At 59.3% G+C, this 16,683-nt stretch carries 16 protein-coding genes and 1 other RNA gene; 8 read left to right on the top strand and 9 right to left on the bottom strand.

Annotation, left to right across the window (positions count from 1 at the left end; all coding sequences use genetic code 11):
• Positions 1-227 precede the first annotated feature (227 nt).
• The gene (sugE, locus tag DY251_RS02410; RefSeq protein WP_116622218.1) at positions 228-542 is read left to right on the top strand and encodes a quaternary ammonium compound efflux SMR transporter SugE; all 315 of its coding nucleotides are present in this window, start codon (positions 228-230) and stop codon (positions 540-542) included.
• Between the two features lie 71 nt (positions 543-613).
• On the opposite strand, the gene DY251_RS02405 is transcribed toward sugE, so the two are convergent.
• Positions 614-1,033 carry a DUF6481 family protein gene (locus DY251_RS02405; RefSeq protein WP_116622217.1) on the bottom strand — a complete coding sequence of 140 codons (420 nt, stop codon included), beginning with the start codon at positions 1,031-1,033 and terminating at the stop codon, positions 614-616.
• 214 nt (positions 1,034-1,247) lie between these two features.
• Here DY251_RS02405 and DY251_RS02400 point away from each other — a divergent pair, with 214 nt between their 5' ends.
• Positions 1,248-2,285, top strand: a complete 1,038-nt coding sequence (locus DY251_RS02400; RefSeq protein WP_116622216.1) for an LLM class flavin-dependent oxidoreductase — start codon at positions 1,248-1,250, stop codon at positions 2,283-2,285.
• A complete protein-coding gene (locus DY251_RS02395; RefSeq protein WP_116622215.1) occupies positions 2,282-3,274 on the top strand; it encodes an LLM class flavin-dependent oxidoreductase in 993 nt (330 codons plus the stop codon). Before DY251_RS02400 ends, DY251_RS02395 begins: the two co-directional genes overlap by 4 nt.
• Here DY251_RS02395 and DY251_RS02390 read toward each other — a convergent pair.
• The 6 genes from DY251_RS02390 to ffs form a co-directional block, all read right to left on the bottom strand.
• Positions 3,263-4,498 (bottom strand): lytic murein transglycosylase, encoded by a 1,236-nt coding sequence (locus DY251_RS02390; protein WP_116622214.1) that lies wholly within the window; start codon positions 4,496-4,498, stop codon positions 3,263-3,265. The genes DY251_RS02395 and DY251_RS02390 overlap by 12 nt on opposite strands.
• 8 nt (positions 4,499-4,506) lie before the next feature.
• Positions 4,507-5,112, bottom strand: a complete 606-nt coding sequence (recR, locus tag DY251_RS02385) for a recombination mediator RecR (protein WP_116622213.1) — start codon at positions 5,110-5,112, stop codon at positions 4,507-4,509.
• Positions 5,113-5,154: 42 nt separating this feature from the next.
• Positions 5,155-6,078, bottom strand: coding sequence for a cell wall hydrolase (locus tag DY251_RS02380; RefSeq protein WP_245415819.1), 924 nt, complete (start codon positions 6,076-6,078; stop codon positions 5,155-5,157).
• A 182-nt stretch (positions 6,079-6,260) separates the two neighbouring features.
• The gene (locus tag DY251_RS02375) at positions 6,261-6,584 is read right to left on the bottom strand and encodes a YbaB/EbfC family nucleoid-associated protein (protein WP_116622211.1); all 324 of its coding nucleotides are present in this window, start codon (positions 6,582-6,584) and stop codon (positions 6,261-6,263) included.
• 18 nt (positions 6,585-6,602) lie between these two features.
• A complete protein-coding gene (locus DY251_RS02370) occupies positions 6,603-8,417 on the bottom strand; it encodes a DNA polymerase III subunit gamma/tau (protein ID WP_116622210.1) in 1,815 nt (604 codons plus the stop codon).
• Positions 8,418-8,551: 134 nt separating this feature from the next.
• An RNA gene (gene ffs, locus DY251_RS02365) (signal recognition particle sRNA small type) lies at positions 8,552-8,649 on the bottom strand.
• 143 nt (positions 8,650-8,792) lie between these two features.
• Between ffs and DY251_RS02360 the strand changes: the two genes are divergently transcribed.
• Both DY251_RS02360 and nudC read left to right on the top strand, forming a co-directional pair.
• Positions 8,793-9,200, top strand: a complete 408-nt coding sequence (locus DY251_RS02360; RefSeq protein ID WP_425373272.1) for an HIT domain-containing protein — start codon at positions 8,793-8,795, stop codon at positions 9,198-9,200.
• A 131-nt stretch (positions 9,201-9,331) separates the two neighbouring features.
• A complete protein-coding gene (gene nudC / locus DY251_RS02355) occupies positions 9,332-10,273 on the top strand; it encodes an NAD(+) diphosphatase (protein WP_116622208.1) in 942 nt (313 codons plus the stop codon).
• Here the strand turns inward: nudC and DY251_RS02350 are convergent.
• Positions 10,270-11,136, bottom strand: coding sequence for a prephenate dehydratase (locus tag DY251_RS02350; RefSeq protein WP_116622207.1), 867 nt, complete (start codon positions 11,134-11,136; stop codon positions 10,270-10,272). The two genes, nudC and DY251_RS02350, sit on opposite strands and share 4 nt — an antisense overlap.
• 2 nt (positions 11,137-11,138) lie before the next feature.
• Positions 11,139-11,870: a 3-deoxy-manno-octulosonate cytidylyltransferase gene (locus DY251_RS02345; RefSeq protein ID WP_116622206.1), complete on the bottom strand. Its 732-nt coding sequence runs from the start codon at positions 11,868-11,870 to the stop codon at positions 11,139-11,141.
• A gap of 197 nt (positions 11,871-12,067) precedes the next feature.
• Between DY251_RS02345 and DY251_RS02340 the strand changes: the two genes are divergently transcribed.
• The 3 genes from DY251_RS02340 (at position 12,068) to DY251_RS02330 (ending at position 16,672) form a co-directional block, all read left to right on the top strand.
• Positions 12,068-12,811, top strand: coding sequence for a c-type cytochrome (locus tag DY251_RS02340; protein ID WP_116622205.1), 744 nt, complete (start codon positions 12,068-12,070; stop codon positions 12,809-12,811).
• Between the two features lie 154 nt (positions 12,812-12,965).
• Complete coding sequence (locus DY251_RS02335; RefSeq protein ID WP_425373271.1) at positions 12,966-14,804, top strand: extracellular solute-binding protein; 1,839 nt, start codon at positions 12,966-12,968, stop codon at positions 14,802-14,804.
• Positions 14,804-16,672, top strand: coding sequence for an extracellular solute-binding protein (locus tag DY251_RS02330; protein WP_116622204.1), 1,869 nt, complete (start codon positions 14,804-14,806; stop codon positions 16,670-16,672). The genes DY251_RS02335 and DY251_RS02330 overlap by 1 nt, the downstream gene beginning before the upstream one ends.
• Positions 16,673-16,683 lie beyond the last annotated feature (11 nt).

The raw sequence follows: 16,683 nt of genomic DNA, 5'->3' as shown, positions 1-16,683 counted from the left end.
TCGAAGCCCAAGAAAGAAGTTCGCAAGCCAAAAAAGGATGCGAAGAAGCCCGCAATCGCTGGAGCCAAGCCGCCGGCACCAACGTTGGCAGCAAAACCGAAGTGAGCCGCACATAGCTTACTTTCTTGAAATTGCACGGTAAAACCTATATCTGAGTGGCGCAGGGACGGCCCTGCATTCCTGAATATTTGCGACGGGACGACCCGCCATTTTTATGGAGGGCTGTAATGGCTTGGCTACTTCTCTTCGTCGCCGGTCTTCTCGAAGTCGGCTGGGCAGTCGGACTCAAATATACGGACGGATTCACGCGACTCGTGCCGACGGTCTGGACACTGGCGAGCATGCTTGCCAGCGTTGTTCTTCTCGGCATGGCTTTGAAAACCTTGCCTGTTGGCACCGGCTATGCGGTCTGGACCGGAATCGGTGCTGTCGGCACTGCAATACTCGGCATCTATTTGTTGGGAGAGCCTGCGACACCCATGCGCATCGCCAGCATTATGCTGATCGTCGCCGGAATTATCGGCCTTAAGCTGGCGTCATAGCGCCCAGCAGTGCGCGCGAATAATAGTCGCCGCGATATGCATCGCGGCGGCTATTCATTGATTCTTGCCGATCAGCGACCGGGAGGTGCGCGGCGACCGCGAGCCTTGCGCGCCGCATAGCGAGCGTCGCGCTTGGCCTTCTGCGCTGCTTCCAGACCAAGCTGCACCGTCAGCCGCTCTTCTTCTTCCTGTTCCCTGATACGGGCCAGTTCAGCAGCTTCCTGTTCAGCTTTTGCGCGCGCTGATTCGGCTTCAGCTTCGCGCTTCGCCTTTTCAGCAGCTTCGCGTGCAAGCCGTTCAGCCTTCAGTTGCGCTTTTTCCGCTTCGCGCTTTTCCCGTGCTTCCAGTATCGCGCGGCGTTCAGCCAAGCGTGCCTGTACTGCCGGATCGTCAGCGGAGGGCTTTGATTTGTACTTTTCGAGAAGCGCCTGCTTCGCGGTATTGGCCGCATCGCGCCGCTCGGAAAACGAGAGGTCCCTGTATATTGCCAATTTTCTTTCGTCCTGAAGAGATATTCCGCGCCTTACATACTCACAGAGCGCGAGACTTCAAGGCCAAAATTGCCTGATTTTGCCAATGCAATGCTGCCATGTTGCAACTGCAAAACAGTTCTGGTCGAAAATTGGGAATTCACTGTTCGCAATTCGGTCACTGGCAATGCCGCGTGGGAGTCTCTACCTCAGGCGTTGGCAACGGAGCATCTTGATGGAACTCGGTCTCTACACCTTCGCTGATGTCAGTCTCACAAGCGGACCGGATACAGTAAATGCCCAGACGCGGCTGAACAACCTGATGGAAGAGATCGAGCTGGCGGATCAGGTCGGGCTCGACGTGTTCGGGCTCGGCGAACACCATCGGCCAGACTATGCCGCTTCCGCGCCTGTCGTCGCGCTTGCCGCCGCATCGCAGCGCACCCGCCACATCCGCCTGTCGAGCGCCGTCACTGTGCTTTCCTCGGATGATCCTGTGCGCGTGTTCCAGCAGTTCTCGACGCTGGACCTTCTGTCCGGCGGGCGCGCCGAAATCATGGCCGGTCGCGGCTCCTTCATCGAGTCGTTTCCGCTCTTTGGCTACAATCTCGAGGACTATGACGAGCTTTTTGCCGAGAAGCTCGATTTGCTGCTGCGCATTCGCGACAGCGAGCGCGTCACTTGGGCGGGCGGCCGGCTGACGCCGAAGATCAACGACCGCGGCGTTTACCCGCGCCCTGTGCAAAACCCGCTGCCGGTCTGGATCGCCGTTGGCGGCACGCCGCAATCTGTCGTGCGCGCCGCTCAGCTTGGCCTGCCTCTGGCGCTGGCAATCATCGGCGGCGAGCCTACCCGCTTCGCGCCTTTCCTCGAGCTATACCGCGAGGCCGCGCAGCGTGCGGGCCACGACCCGGCAAAGCTTGCCACCAGCATCAATGTCCACGGCTTCGTCGCTGACACGAAGCAGCAGGCTGCAGATGATTTTTACACGCCGCAGGCGGAAGTCATGAACCGCATTGGCCGCGAGCGTGGATGGGGTCCGACCAGCCGCGCGCATTTCGACCAATCGCTTAGCCCGAATGGCCATTTGTTTGTTGGCGACCCGGAAGCCGTTGCGGAAAAGATCATCGTCATGCATCGCATCTTCAAGAACAGCCGGTTCATGATCCAGATGGCGATTGGTGCGCTGCCTCATGCCAAGCTCATGAAGGCGATCGAGCTTTACGGCACCAAGGTCGCACCCATCGTGCGCAAGGAGACGGCGAAGTCATGATTCCTTTTTCGGTCCTCGACCTTTCGCCCGTTCCAGAGGGCAGTGACGCCTCTCAGTCGCTCGCGAACAGCCTTGATCTCGCACGCCACACGGAAGCGCTCGGCTTCAACCGCTACTGGCTTGCCGAACACCACAGTATGCCCGGCATTGCGAGCGCCGCCACCTCTGTCGTCATTGGCCATGTTGCGGGCGGCACGAGCCGCATTCGGGTCGGCGCGGGCGGCATCATGCTGCCCAATCATTCGCCGCTGATCATTGCCGAGCAATTCGGCACGCTGGATTCGCTTTATCCTGGTCGCATCGACCTTGGGCTTGGCCGCGCGCCCGGCACCGATATGCTCACCGCTCGCGCGCTGCGGCGGAACCTCGAAGGCGGCGCGGACAGTTTCCCGCAAGATGTGGTCGAGTTGATGAATTATTTCGCGCCGGCTCAGGAAGGCCAGCGCGTGCGCGCCGTTCCGGGTGAAGGCCGCAATGTTCCCGTCTGGATACTCGGCTCGTCAACTTATGGCGCGCATCTCGCTGCGCTGCTTGGCCTGCCCTATGCCTTCGCGTCGCACTTTGCGCCCGCTGAGCTGGATCATGCGCTTGATGTCTATCGCTCGCGTTTTCAGCCTTCTGCCCATTTGGACAAGCCCTATGTGATGCTGGGTCTGAACGTAAGCGCTGCCGAGACGGATGCCGAGGCGCAGCTGCTCTTCTCGTCTCTGCAACAAGCATTTGTGAATCTGCGCACAGGCAGGCCGGGCAAGCTTCCCGCTCCGCGCGCCAACTTCGAACAAAGCCTCGACCCCAGCGCAAAGGCCATGCTGGACCATGCGCTTTCCTGCGCTGTCGTAGGCTCGCTGGAAACGGTGAAAATCGGCCTCGCTGCATTCATCGAACGAACCGGAGCCGATGAACTGATGATTACGGCCCAGATTTTCGACCACGACGCGCGCAAGCGGTCCTATAGCCTCGTCGCGAAGGCGCACGCCTCACTTGGCTAATGCCTCAACGATCTTCCTGGTCGGAAAGCAAGTTGGTGCGGCTCCGTTCTTGGCCTGCCACGCGCCGATAGAGCGCCGCGTCTTGAAACCGGGCAGACCGTCAGCGCTGCCCACATCATAGCCCTGCCCCTCAAGCGCGCGCTGCATTGCTGCAATATCGGAGCGATAGAGCGCATCGACATTGCCCCATTTGCCGAGAAAATTCTTGTCGCTCGCCGCGATCCGGTCAGCGGCATGGCCTATAAACAGCGCGTATAAATCGCTCTCATTATATTCTTTCAGCACATAGAAATTCTTGCTGACAATGAAGGCAGGGCCGTTACGCCCCGCTGGCATCAGCAGAAATCCCTCGCGTGCCGCCTCCTTGACCGGGAACGGCTTCCCGTTTGCGCGGGCAATGCCAAGCGTGGCCCATGCCGAAATCTTCTTGCCTTGGTCCGGCCCTTCCAGCGCACAGGAAACGCTTTCCGGCACCACCACTTCGAAGCCCCATTCGCGGCCTCGTTCCCAGCCATAGTCGGCCAGATATTTGCCGATTGAGGCCAGCGTATCCGGTTCGGATCGCCAGATGTCGATCTTGCCGTCGCCGTCGAAATCGACGCCATGCTTCTGCACCGAGGTCGGCAAAAACTGCGGCTGCCCCAGCGCTCCGGCCCAGGAGGAGCGCATCGCCTTGCGCTCCGCAACGCCCGTCTCGACAAGTTGAAGCGCCGCAATCACTTCCGTGCGAAACATGTCCTTGCGCGTTGCGAGCCACGCCTTCGTGCCAAGCACTTCAAATGCATCGTAGGGCATCTTGGCCGCGCCAAAGCCGGATTCGCGACCCCATATTGCGAGGATGATTTCGCTCGGCACACCATAGCGTTTCTCGACAGCCGCCAGCGTTTTGCCCAGCCGTCCCGCCCGCGCGCGACCGCCACTGGTCACGGCCCCTATTGTCTTTTCCGCGAAATATTTTGCAGGCGCGTTGAACTCCGCCTGATGCTGATTTTTCGGTGTGGTCGGCTTTTCTCCCGGCAACACCAGATCGGGCAGCTTTGCATTGGGCCGAACGCCGTCAAACGCCGCTTCAAAAGTCGTGCGCGAAACGCCCTTGGCCGAGGCTTCCGGCCAGAGATCTTTCTCAAGCCACGCGCGAAACTGGCCGTCGAGTTTCGATTGTGCCTGCGCGGGCAGCACTCCCAGAAGCATTGCGAAAATCAGTGCTACCGGGAATCGCGCCATGACCCGTCCTAGAAAATTGTCCGAGACTTGAGCGCAGCAGCCAAAGTCCCCTCGTCCAGATAGTCCAGTTCTCCCCCGACCGGCACCCCGTGCGCAAGTCGCGTAATCTTCACTTCCATGTGGGCGAGCTGATCGGTCAGGTAATGCGCGGTCGTCTGCCCCTCAACAGTTGCGTTCACCGCCAGCACCACTTCGCTCACGCCGCCTTCCGAAACGCGGTCCACCAATTGCTTGATGGTCAACTGGTCTGGGCCGATACCGTCCAGCGGCGATAACACTCCGCCCAGAACATGATAGCGGGCATTCATCGCGCCCGCGCGCTCCAGCGCCCAAAGGTCGGACACATCCTCAACCACGATAATCATGGCCGCGTCGCGCTTCGGGTCGGTGCAGATCATGCAGGGGTCTGCTGTATCGACATTGCCGCAAGTCGAGCAAACGCGCACCTTGTCGCGCGCATCGGCCATCGCGCCTGCAAGCGGCCCCAAAAGCTGGTCTTTTTTCTTGATGAGATGCAGTGCGGCCCTGCGCGCCGAACGCGGACCCAGCCCCGGCACTTTTGCCAGAAGCTGGATCAGGCGTTCAATTTCGGGGCCGGCGATTCGCTTGGACATGCAAGCGGTATAGAATCATTGCGGCAAGGCGAACAGGCTGCACTATTCGGTGCGCTGCGCCAAAAGCATGGCTCCAATGGCAGACGCCTGCTCAGGGCTGGCGTCAAACGCAGCGACTGAAGCATTCGCCGTATCGAATTTCGGGCGTATCTCGGCGGTCATCACCGGAGCATCCCCGCCGAATCGCGATTTGGAAGGCTCGTCATCGGGCAAGCCAGTCACACCCGGCAATTGGTCGGGCGAAGTACCGGGCCTTGGCGTCGGTACTGCCGTCGTATTCATCGCCAGCACCATCTCGTCAGCCTGCGGCGCGGCATCGTTCGCCGCAAGCGCTGTCAGGCTCGTATCGGATGCGACCGGCTGCAAGATGTTTGCAGCACCCTGTAGCGGCGCCGCGTCGTTGGAAGCAACCATGACGGAAGGCTGCTCGGTCTGGGGCAGGTCGTCACGCATCGGGCGACGGCTGCGCTTCTCATAAAATGCATTTCCGCCCGCAACGGTCGTGTAATGCATGTTTTTGTAGGGGAATTTCAGTCCAGCCGTATGGAAGAACATCACTTCTGGCTTCACGTCCGGGTGCCGCTCGCCTTTCAGCACGGCATCCGCTGCGGCCATCACATCCGGCAAAGCCTTGGAATTCATCGGGCGGGTCATAACGCCGGGTGCAAACTGCTTGTTGGCTCCCACAACGCCGCAAATATTGTCGCCCCAGCGACGGGATTGCAGGCGGTTCATAACCACCGAGCCAACCGCCACAAGCCCATCACGGCTCGAACGGTTGCTTTCGAAGAACATAGCTCTGGCGAGGCATTCGCGGTCCTGTTCGTTTGCGCGATAAGCCAAAGCGGCCTTGCCCGACGAAGTCGTCGGCGCAGCACTATAGGCGGCTGAAGATTTCAGCCCCTCACCAAGTCCGTCTGCACTTTGGCTGCAACCAGCCAACGCCAAAGCACCAAAAGCAGCCAAGGCTGCATAAACTCGTCCTGCAATTCTCACGAAAAGCGCCTCATTAGTCCCCCGGCCGCTGCTTCGAGTGCGGCCAGAATGCGGACATTTCAGGCAAAAGCATGGCGCGATAATGGTTAATTGTTTGCGACCCATCTGCCTGAAAGGCCCGCGCCGTGGCCCATGAGGCTATTCGCCGCCGTTTAAAACGGCAGTTTCAGCCCCGCAGGCAGGCCGAGGCCAGAGGTCATTTCCTGCGTTTTTTGCTGAATCGCGTGCTCGATTTTGTTTTTCGCATCATTGTGCGCTGCCAGAATCAGATCTTCCAGAATCTCGCCTTCGCCTTCCTTCACCAGAGAAGGGTCGATCTTGAGCGACTTCATCTCGAACTTGCCGCTGAGCGTAACCGTCACCAGCCCGCCGCCAGATTGGCCGCTTGCCTCGATGGTGGTCATTTCTTCCTGCATGGCCTGCATTTTGGCCTGCATTTCCTTGGCTTTGCTCATCAAGCCCAAGAGGTCTTTCATGGAGTGATCCTTCGCTTCTCAAAGAGCCTCGTCGTCATCGGACGACGGCTCAATATCTTCAACAGTCTCGACTTCCGGCGCATCGGGAATGCGAACATCGATTATCCGCGCACCGGGAAAACGGGAGAGTATCGCCGCAACCGCAGGGTCGCTGCGGGCATCCATAAAGGCTGTTTCGCGCTTGGCCGTTTCTTCTTCGGCCAAGGTCTGGCCGCCAGCTTCCTGAGACAGCGAAACCATCCAGGTTCGGCCAGTCCACGCTTTCAGCTTTCTGGAAAGCTCGTTCGGCAGGTCGCGCTCCGCGCCATCGGCGAGCGCAATCACCAGCCTGCCCGGCTCCAGCCTGACAGGCCGAACATAGCGCTTGATCGCGACCTTGAGCTTCATGTCGCGATTGCTGTCGGCCAGACCGACAATGTCGGCCAGCGAACGAACCGGCACTTCCGCGACCTCCGGCTCCATTGCCGGTGCAGGCTGGAAAGCAGGCTCTGCCTGCGGCTGGACGAGGCGCATTGTCTGCGCACCCCCGCCGCCAGAAGGCGTCATGCTCGTGCCGGATATTGCAGACGTGCCGTTGCCATTTGGCGTGGCGCGACCACCGTTGGAAGCAGGCGCGCGCGGCGCTACAGAGCCGCCTTCCTGCCCTTCCAGAGATTTCAGAGCCTCGTCCAGCGTTGGTAAATCCGCCGCGTGGGCGAGCCTGATCAGCGCCATTTCAGCCGCCATCGCCGGTCGATTGCTGGCCTGAACCTCCGAAATCGCTTTCAAAAGCATCTGCCACGCACGCGATAGCACGCGCACGGAAAGTGTTTCCGCAAACTCCGCGCCCCGCTTGCGCTCCGTTTCCGTCAGCGAAGCGTCCTCGACGGCAGACGGCACGAAGCGCAGCCGCGTCACCAGATGCGTGAATTCCGCAAGGTCGGTGAGGATCGCCACCGGGTCGGCGCCGGTATCATATTGTGCGCGAAAACCGGCCAAACCCGCCGCAACATCGCCCTTCATCAGGACTTCAAACAGGTCCACCACTCGCGCGCGGTCGGCCAGTCCAAGCATATCGCGCACGGCCTGCGCCGTAACCGTTCCCGCGCCATGCGCAATCGCCTGATCCAGAATCGACTGTGCGTCGCGCATCGAGCCTTCAGCCGCGCGCGCAACCATCGCAAGCGCTTCATCCTCGATCTGGACATTTTCCAGCCCGGCAATCCGGCCCAGATGATCGGTAATCAGCGCAGCATCGATACGCCGCAGATCGAAACGCTGACAGCGCGAAAGCACAGTAATCGGCACCTTACGAATCTCGGTCGTCGCGAAGATGAATTTGACGTGCGGCGGCGGCTCTTCCAACGTCTTGAGCAGGCCGTTGAAGGCCTGCGTCGAGAGCATATGCACTTCGTCGATGATATAGACCTTGTAGCGCGCCGAAACGGGCGCATAGCGCACGCGATCTATGATGTCGCGAATATCGTCGATGCCGGTGTGCGAGGCGGCGTCCATCTCGATCACATCGACATGGCGACCTTCCATGATTGCGCGGCAATTCTCGCCCTCAATGGGCATATCCACCGAAGGTGCATCAACCTCGGCGGTCTTGTAGTTCAGCGCACGCGCCAGAATGCGCGCGGTCGTCGTTTTACCCACGCCGCGAACGCCGGTCAGCATCCAGGCTTGCGCGATGCGCCCCGTTGCGAAGGCGTTTGTCAGCGTGCGGACCATCGGTTCCTGACCGATCAGTCCCGTAAAATCCCTTGGCCGGTATTTGCGCGCGAGCACGCGGTATCCGCCCTGCTGCGCGGCTTCCTTATTATCGGGCCCATGATCGGCTTCGTCGCTCATGCGCCGTAATTTTCCCGAACGCGCCGCAAATTCATTCCTTTCGCAGCGACAGGCTGCCGATTCCATTTCTCACTTCATGCGAGTTTCGCCCGTCGAGTGCGGGACAGTCAACTTCGACGCATGAGAGAAATGAGGCGGGAGGCTGGCACGATGACCCGTGCCGTGGCTCGTTAGGGCTGCTTCCTTCCGGACCTGACCCGGTTGGCGAGTGGCTCGTCCACCACCAACCTCCCACGCTCCATATCGTCAATTGCGCACTCAAATGCAAGGCCCGACTATTGCGCAATTCTCAAATGATTGCGCACCCCATCTTGCTGTTGAGCCAGCCAAGCCATAGCGTGCAGAAAAATGGGAGGAAATCTGTTGGCAGCGGTCATGCAGAAGGGGTTCGAGCTGGATCGTCGGCTTGATGCCGACAGCGAGCCGTTGCTTTGGCTCGGCTTGTGCGAAATGCGCCTGATGAACGACCGCCGCTGGCCGTGGATCGTGCTTGTGCCGCAGCGCTCAGACATTGAAGAATTGCATGAACTAACCCCGCTGGATCAGGCCATGCTGACCTTTGAGACAAATCTGGTCGCGCAGGGGCTGAAACAGGTCACGGGCTGCACCAAGATAAATGTGGCCGCGCTCGGCAACATCGTGCGGCAATTGCACATTCATGTCGTAGCCCGCAACGAGGGCGATCCGGGCTGGCCCGGGCCCGTCTGGGGTTATGGACAGCGCGAACCCTATGAGCGCACCGAAATGCATCAGTTCAAGGAACGGCTGAAGAAAGCGCTGTAACTTTCGGCCAGTTACTTTCGGCCTGTAACTTTCGGCCTGTAACTTTCGGCCTGTAACTTTCGGATTGTCGCGCGGGGCTAAAGCCGATTACGTTGGCATTCCTTCCAAGAATCAGCTCGCCGGTTTCCCCTATGGCCTTCCGAATTTTCGATGCTCCCTTCCCAGAGCCCAGCGCGGCGATGGGCTTTGCCGGAAACCGCATCTGGCGGCAGTCGGAAGAGCGTACAGACGATTCCGTGGCGCTTGCACTGCGCGATCCATCCGTCCGCGCTCTTGTCGTCACCAGCGGGCGGCTGTGCCTGAAACTCGACGGCAGCAGCTTCGATCCGTGGTTTTCGCCCGCAGAAGCTTCCGCGCTTGGCGGCGACATTGAAGCGTCCATCCTGCTCGGTCGCGATGCGCGCGGTCCGGTTCTGGCCGTGCCCAGCACCATCGATCCGGAAACCCTGACCGACAACATCAAGGCCATCGATTTCCGTTCCATCAATGTGCAAGGGCTTCTCGAACCCGAGCCGCTCGGCGCGCTCGCTCAGGGCGCGGCTCTGCTCGCCTGGAGCCAGAATCACAGATTTTGCGCGCGTTGCGGCTCGCCAACGGAAATACGCGCCGGCGGCTACAAGCGCGTTTGCACGAAATGCGGCGCGGAGCATTTTCCGCGCACGGACCCTGTAGCGATCATGCTGACCGTCACGCAAGACCATTGCCTGCTCGGTCGTGGGCGGCATTTTTCACCGGGCATGTATTCCGCACTCGCGGGCTTCATCGAACCCGGCGAAACCATTGAAGATGCTGTGCGCCGCGAAACGCTGGAAGAAAGCGGCATCCAGCTAGGCCGCGTGCAATATTTCGCCAGCCAGCCTTGGCCCTTCCCCTATTCGCTGATGATCGGATGTTTTGGCGAAGCCTTGAATGAAGACATCAACGCCGACCTTTCGGAGTTGGAAGACTGCCGCTGGTTCACGCGCGGCGCGGTCCGGTTGGCGCTTGAAAAGCAGCATCCGGACGGCATTTTCATGCCACCCAAGGGTGCAATCGCCCACCATCTCATCCGCACATGGGTCGAGTCCGACTAGTCGGCGACCTTCCATTCGTCTCGGGATTCGCTCGCAGGATAGACGCCGAGTATCCGCACTTCGCGTGAGAAGAAGCGCAGTTCTTCCAGCGCGTTCTTGACGCTGGTATCATCTGGATGCCCTTCAATGTCTGCGTAAAACAGCGTCGCGGTAAACGCGCCGAGCTGATAGCTCTCCAGCTTGGTCATGTTCACGCCATTCGTCGCAAAACCGCCCATCGCCTTGTAGAGCGCCGCAGGAACGTTGCGCACGCGAAACATAAAGGTGGTCATCATTCGGGTGTCGGGCGTTGGCCGCTCCACCCAGAACTTGTTCTTGGTCAAAACAACGAAGCGCGTGACGTTCGAGTCCGTATCTTCGACATTTTCTTCAATGATATCAAGTCCGTAAAGCTCTGCCGCCAGCCGCGGCGAAAGCGCCGCCATGGTCCTGTCGCCAACTTCACCCACCAGCTTTGCCGCGCCTGCCGTATCGCCCGCGACTACAGCCTTCCAGCCGTTCTTGCGAATATATTTGCGGCATTGGCCAAGTGCGTGAATGTGGCTGTGAACCGTCTTGATGTCCTTGCGATCCACGCCGGGCAGCACCATCAACTGAAAATGGATAGGCAGAAAATATTCGCCGATAATGTGCAGCTTGGATTCCGGCAGCAGATGGTGAATGTCCGCGACGCGCCCCGCAATCGTGTTCTCGATCGGGATCATCGCCAGATCGGCCTTGCCTGTCTCCACCGCGTTGAACGCATCTTCGAATGTCGGGCACGGCAAGGGCTGCATGTCTGGAAACATGTTTCGGCAGGCTGTGTCCGAGTTTGCACCCGGTTCGCCCTGAAAGGAAATGCGATTTGTCTTTGCAGCGTTCATGTTCAGGCTCTCGACAAAATTTCTCGTGCGCGCTCAAGGTCTTGAGGCGTATCGACCCCCAGCGGCACAGTCTGGATAATTTCAGCATCTATGCGCATGGAAGCCTCCAGCGCACGCAATTGCTCCAACCTTTCGCGCCGTTCAAGCACTGATGGCTTCAGCGCGACAAAGCGCTCCAGCGCGGCGCGACGATAGGCATAGAGCCCGATATGGTGATAGAGCGGTCCATCGCCCCACGGCGCGGTCGCCCGCGTAAAATACAGCGCGCGCAGACGCGTTTCAGACAGCGGCGAACCGACAATCTTCACCACATTCGGGTTGTTGCGCTCATTTTCTTCCGCAATTTCCACGCCGAGCGTGGCAATATCGACCGTCTTATCCTCAAACGGGCGAAAAGCTGCCTGAATCGTAGCGGGATCGATGGTAGGCAGGTCGCCCTGCACATTCACCACCGTTTCGACCTCGCCGCGCGGGTCAACCGTGCCCAGAGCCTCGAAAATGCGGTCGGAACCTGATTCGTGGTCGCTTCGCGTCATCACAGCTTCAAAGCCATGCGAACGCACTGCATCCGCTACAGACTCGGTGTCCGTCGCAACGACGACGCGGCCCAGGCCGCTTTCAGCCGCCCGTTGCGCGACATGAACAATCATGGGCTTTCCCGCAATATCTGCGAGCGGCTTGCCGGGCAGGCGCGTTGAAGCCATGCGGGCCGGAATGAGTATCAGGGTGGACATGGCAACGCGGCCTTCGAAGGAAAGTGTCAAAAAGTCTCACTGGATGCGCCCTTATAGGTGTTGCAACACCCAGTCAAAAGACCTAGACGGAAAATGATCGCCATCTGCCGGGGATGCAGCGTGGCGGTGGAATTTTTGCACCACTACGCGGTCCTGAAGCAAGTGAATGGACCGGCCGCAAAGGGAGCCTAGGGCGGATGAACTCTTTCGAATTTAACAAGATCATCGGGGCGGTGCTCGCTACGGTGTTCGTCGTCCTAACGCTAGGCATTCTGTCGGACGCAATTTTTGCTTCGCCAGCGCCGGAAAAGCCGGGTTTCGGCATCGAAGCCGCTGAAGACACCGCTGGTGCGGGCGGCGAAGGCGGCGGCGCTGCTGCTGTCGAATCAGTTCTGCCGCTGCTCGCCAGCGCGAATATTCAGGACGGCGAAGCTATTCATAAGAAGTGCATGGCCTGCCACACAGTTGAAAAGGGCGGCGCAAACAAGACCGGCCCGAATCTGTGGGACATCGTAAATCGCCCGATCGCCTCGCATGAAGGCTTCTCCTATTCCGCCGCCATCAAGGATTTCTCCAAGGGCAGCACGGAAAAGTGGACCTATGAAAATCTCGACCACTTCCTCACCAGCCCGAAGGGTCTGGTGAAGGGCACCGCAATGGGCTTCGCCGGCGTCAAGAAAACGCAGGAGCGCGCCGACCTGATCGCTTATCTGCGCACGCTGTCAGACAATCCGGCTCCGTTGCCTGATGCTGCTGCAGCGGCTCCGGCTGCTGCCCCTGCTGGCGAACAACCGGCTGCACAGCCTGCAGCAGGTGAGGCTCCTGCTGCTGCGCCCGCAGCACCGGCTGGTGAGGCTCCTGCTGCTGCGCCGGCAGCTCCGGCTGGTGATGCGCCGGCAGCTCCGGCTGAGCCTGCAAAGCCTGCCGAACCGGCAAACTAACGAAGATTTCATCCAGACATCACGAAAAAGCCGGGTTCAGCCCGGCTTTTTTGTTTCTGCTGCACTTGCGGGCAAATCCCCGGTCACTCAAAACAAGGAAACGCCGTTGATGAAAGGAATCGACATGCAGAGCCGCTTCAAAGCTTTGGCCACAATGGTCATGCTCGTCTCGCTCGCACAGGTCGCTTCCGCTCAAGACTGGCAGACAAGTTCCTCACTTATGGGCGATTCAAAATATGGCGCCAACTTCCAGCGCTATGATTATGTGAACCCCGACGCGCCCAAAGGCGGCCAACTCAATCAGACGGTTCCCGGCACTTTCGACAGCTTCAATCCGTATATCGTGCGCGGCAGTCCCGCCGCTGGTCTGGCGCCGTTCGGCGGTGGACTTCTGTACGACACGCTCATGGAGCAGTCCGTGGATGAACCGAGCGTCAGCCATGCGCTGATTGCGGATGCCTATAAATATCCGGACGATTATTCGTCGGCCACCTACCGGCTGAATCCAGCGGCGCGCTGGCATGATGGCCAACCGATCACGGTCGATGACGTTATCTGGTCGTTCAAGGTGCTGAAAGAAAACAGCCCCATGTACGCCCGCTATTATGAGAACGTCACCGACGCCGTGGCGCTGAATGATCGCGAGGTGGAATTCCGCTTCGACCAGAAGGGCAATCGCGAATTGCCCAAGATCATGGGCGACCTTGTCGTGTTGCCGAAACATTGGTGGGAAGGTACGGACGCCAAAGGCAACAAGCGCGACATCACCCAGCCGACGCTCGAGCCTCCACTCGGTTCTGCGGCATACAAGATTTCCAGCTTCAAAACCGGCTCGGAGATCATCTGGGAGCGTGTGCCGGATTATTGGGGCGCAAAGCTCGCCGTCAAAGTCGGGCGCGAAAATTTTGACCGCCGCCGTTATACCTATTTCCTCGACACCAACGCCGCCTGGCAGGCTTTCACCAAGGGCGGGCTGGAAGACTTCCACGAGGAAAATATTTCGCGCCGTTGGGCCACCGCCTATAACTTCCCTGCCCTTCAGGCCGGCGACGTCATCAAGAAAGCTTTCCCAAGCGCCTCGCGCGCCAAGTTTCAGGGCTTCGTCATCAACACGCGCAGGCCGCAGTTCAAGGACCCGCGAGTGCGCAAGGCGCTCACAATCGCGTTCGATTTCGAGACCCTAAACCGGACTTCCTTCTTCAATTCCTATGTGCGGACGAAGAGCTTCTTCGTTGGTGGCGACCTTGCGTCGAGCGGCATACCAGAGGGCAAGGAATTGGCGATTCTGGAGCCGTTTCGTGACAAGCTGCCGCCGGAGCTTTTCACCACTGCTTACGACCTGCCTGTCTATGATTCACCCAAGGCGGAGCGCGCCAATCTTCAAGCCGCAGTAAAGCTGTTCGGTCAGGCTGGCTGGACGATCAAAGGCGGCAAGATGATCAACGAACAGACCGGCGAGCAGTTCAAGGTCGAAATTCTCGGCAATGATTCCACCGATGAGATCATCTCTCTGCCTTATATTAACTCGCTCAAGAAGATCGGCATCAACGCATCGCTGCGCATCGTGGACCCCAGCCAGTACATCAATCGCGAAAACAATTTCGATTTCGACATGGTCAGCACGGTGCTTGCGCAGTCCGAATCTCCGGGCAATGAGCAGCGCGATTTCTGGTCGTCAAAGGCGGCGGATACACCGGGTTCTCGCAACCTCTCCGGCATCAAGGACCCCGTTGTCGATGCGCTGGTTGATCGCGTTATTTTCGCCAAGGATCGTGACGATCTGCTGGCTTCCACCCATGCGCTGGACCGGGTTCTGTTGTGGAACTACTATGTCATTCCTCAATATAACAAGGCAGAGCGCTGGGTCGCCTACTGGAACAAATTCGGGATGCCGGAGAAGCAGCCGGAATATATCGGTCCAGACCTCGATTCGTGGTGGATCGACCCGCAAAAAGAAAAGGCGCTCGCAGCGAAATATAAGAGCATCAATTGATGGATCGCCTTTCGCGCCGCGGCTTCCTCGCAGTAACCGGCGCTGCCGCCGCCGCACCTCTGTTGCCCCATCGGCTTTTCGCAGCCACGCCGTCAAACGTCCCGGTTCACGGACTGTCCGCATTCGGCGAGCTCAAATACGCGCCGGATTTCACCCATTTCGATTATGTGAACGCGGAGGCGCCCAAAGGCGGGCAGATGAATTTCCAGCCGCCAAACTGGACTTTCAATCAGACGCCATTCACCTTCAACACTTTGAATTCGCTTACACTTAAGGGCGAGTCTCCGCCGCGCACGGAACTCTGCTTCGACACGCTTATGGAGCGCGCGCTGGACGAACCCGATGCAGTTTATGGCCTTCTGGCCGAAACCGTAACTGTCTCGGACGACCGAAATATTTTCACCTTCAAGCTGCGGCCGCAGGCGCGATGGCAAGACGGAACGCCGCTAACTGCCGACGATGCAGCCTTCAGCTACAACCTCTTCAAAGACAAGGGCCACCCCGATCTGGCGCTACCGTTGCGCGACTTGACCGAAGCCACTGCGGTTGATCCGGCAACGCTCAAGCTTGTGTTCAACGGCAACCAGTCGGCGCAGAACATCCTGTCCATCGTCGTCATGCCTATTGTGTCCAAGGCCTTTTATACGGTCAATGATTTCGAGGCTTCGTCGCTCACACCGCCGCTCGGCTCCGGTCCCTATAGGCTCGGCAAGGTCATGGCGGGGCGCAGCATCGTTCTTGAGCGCGTCGAGGACTATTGGGGTCGCGATCTGCCCGTTCGCAAGGGCTTGTGCAATTTCGACCGCATCCGCATCGACTTTTATTCCGAGCGTCAGGCCGCGTTTGAAGCCTTCAAGAAGGGCGACACGACCTGCCGGGAGGAATTTACATCGCGCGTTTGGGCAACCGGCTATGATTTCCCCGCCATAAAGGATGGCCGCGTCATCAAACGCGAGTTTCCGGGTGAGGCATGGCCGCAAATGCAGGCCGTCGCGCTGAACCAGCGCCGCGTGCAATTCCGGGACGTCCGGGTGCGCCGCGCAATTTCGCTGTGTTTCGATTTCGAATGGTCGAAACGCGCGCTGTTCTTCGGCTCCTATGACCGCTCGCAATCAACCTTCGAGCGATCCGATTTCAAGGCGCAGGGCATGCCATCGCCTGCTGAGTTAGCGCTGCTCGAACCCTTGCGCGCAGACCTTCCGCCGGAAGTGTTCGGCGAGGCAATCATGCAACCCGTATCGGATGGTTCCGGTCGCGACCGCAAGCTGCTCAGCCAGGCAGCGAAATTGCTGGCCGAAGCTGGCTGGAAACGGCAGGGCAACTTCGTCGTCAACGACAAGGGAGGGCGGCTGGCGGCCGAATTTCTCGCGAATGATGATGGCATTGTGCGGCTCTATTCGCCTTGGGTCGAAAACCTCAAGGCCATCGGCGTCGATGCCTCCATCCGCCTTGTGGACGCCACGCAGTATGAATCGCGCCAGAGCGAATTCGATTTCGACGTGAACATGCTCGCGGTCAATATCGGCGCGACGCCCACATTCGACTCGCTTCAATCTCTCTATCATTCCCGCGCAGCCAAGCGTCCCGGCACGCGCAACTATCCGGGTACGGAGAGCCCTGCCGTGGACGCTCTCATCGACAAGGCCGGTCAGGCAAAAAGCCGCGAAGAGCTTGTCACGGCGCTGAATGCGCTCGACCGGGTCTTGCGCGCGCGGCTCGACTGGATTCCAACATACTATCTGGCGAATCACCGCGCTGCCTATTGGGATATGTTCGGCTTCAAGGAGCCAAAGCCCGATTATGGCTTTCCGGTCGAAACGCTGTGGTGGTTCGATGAGGCAAAGGCAAAGGCGATTGGGAAAGCTTGAACACAAAACGC

The sequence above is a fragment of the Mesorhizobium denitrificans genome, from assembly GCF_003403035.1.
GTDB lineage: Bacteria > Pseudomonadota > Alphaproteobacteria > Rhizobiales > Rhizobiaceae > Mesorhizobium_G > Mesorhizobium_G denitrificans.
Note: the sequence above shows the minus strand (reverse complement) of the source record. Positions and strands in the feature narration are given on the sequence as shown.

Bases quoted from the DNA above. Each gene is read 5' to 3' on its own strand.
- sugE (WP_116622218.1), top strand. From the start codon at position 228: ATGGCTTGGCTACTTCTCTTCGTCGCCGGTCTTCTCGAAGTCGGCTGG.
- DY251_RS02400 (WP_116622216.1), top strand. From the start codon at position 1,248: ATGGAACTCGGTCTCTACACCTTCGCTGATGTCAGTCTCACAAGCGGA.
- DY251_RS02395 (WP_116622215.1), top strand. From the start codon at position 2,282: ATGATTCCTTTTTCGGTCCTCGACCTTTCGCCCGTTCCAGAGGGCAGT.
- DY251_RS02390 (WP_116622214.1), bottom strand. From the start codon at position 4,498: ATGGCGCGATTCCCGGTAGCACTGATTTTCGCAATGCTTCTGGGAGTG.
- recR (WP_116622213.1), bottom strand. From the start codon at position 5,112: ATGTCCAAGCGAATCGCCGGCCCCGAAATTGAACGCCTGATCCAGCTT.
- DY251_RS02375 (WP_116622211.1), bottom strand. From the start codon at position 6,584: ATGAAAGACCTCTTGGGCTTGATGAGCAAAGCCAAGGAAATGCAGGCC.
- DY251_RS02370 (WP_116622210.1), bottom strand. From the start codon at position 8,417: ATGAGCGACGAAGCCGATCATGGGCCCGATAATAAGGAAGCCGCGCAG.
- DY251_RS02360 (WP_425373272.1), top strand. From the start codon at position 8,793: ATGCAGAAGGGGTTCGAGCTGGATCGTCGGCTTGATGCCGACAGCGAG.
- nudC (WP_116622208.1), top strand. From the start codon at position 9,332: ATGGCCTTCCGAATTTTCGATGCTCCCTTCCCAGAGCCCAGCGCGGCG.
- DY251_RS02350 (WP_116622207.1), bottom strand. From the start codon at position 11,136: ATGAACGCTGCAAAGACAAATCGCATTTCCTTTCAGGGCGAACCGGGT.
- DY251_RS02345 (WP_116622206.1), bottom strand. From the start codon at position 11,870: ATGTCCACCCTGATACTCATTCCGGCCCGCATGGCTTCAACGCGCCTG.
- DY251_RS02340 (WP_116622205.1), top strand. From the start codon at position 12,068: ATGAACTCTTTCGAATTTAACAAGATCATCGGGGCGGTGCTCGCTACG.
- DY251_RS02335 (WP_425373271.1), top strand. From the start codon at position 12,966: ATGGTCATGCTCGTCTCGCTCGCACAGGTCGCTTCCGCTCAAGACTGG.
- DY251_RS02330 (WP_116622204.1), top strand. From the start codon at position 14,804: ATGGATCGCCTTTCGCGCCGCGGCTTCCTCGCAGTAACCGGCGCTGCC.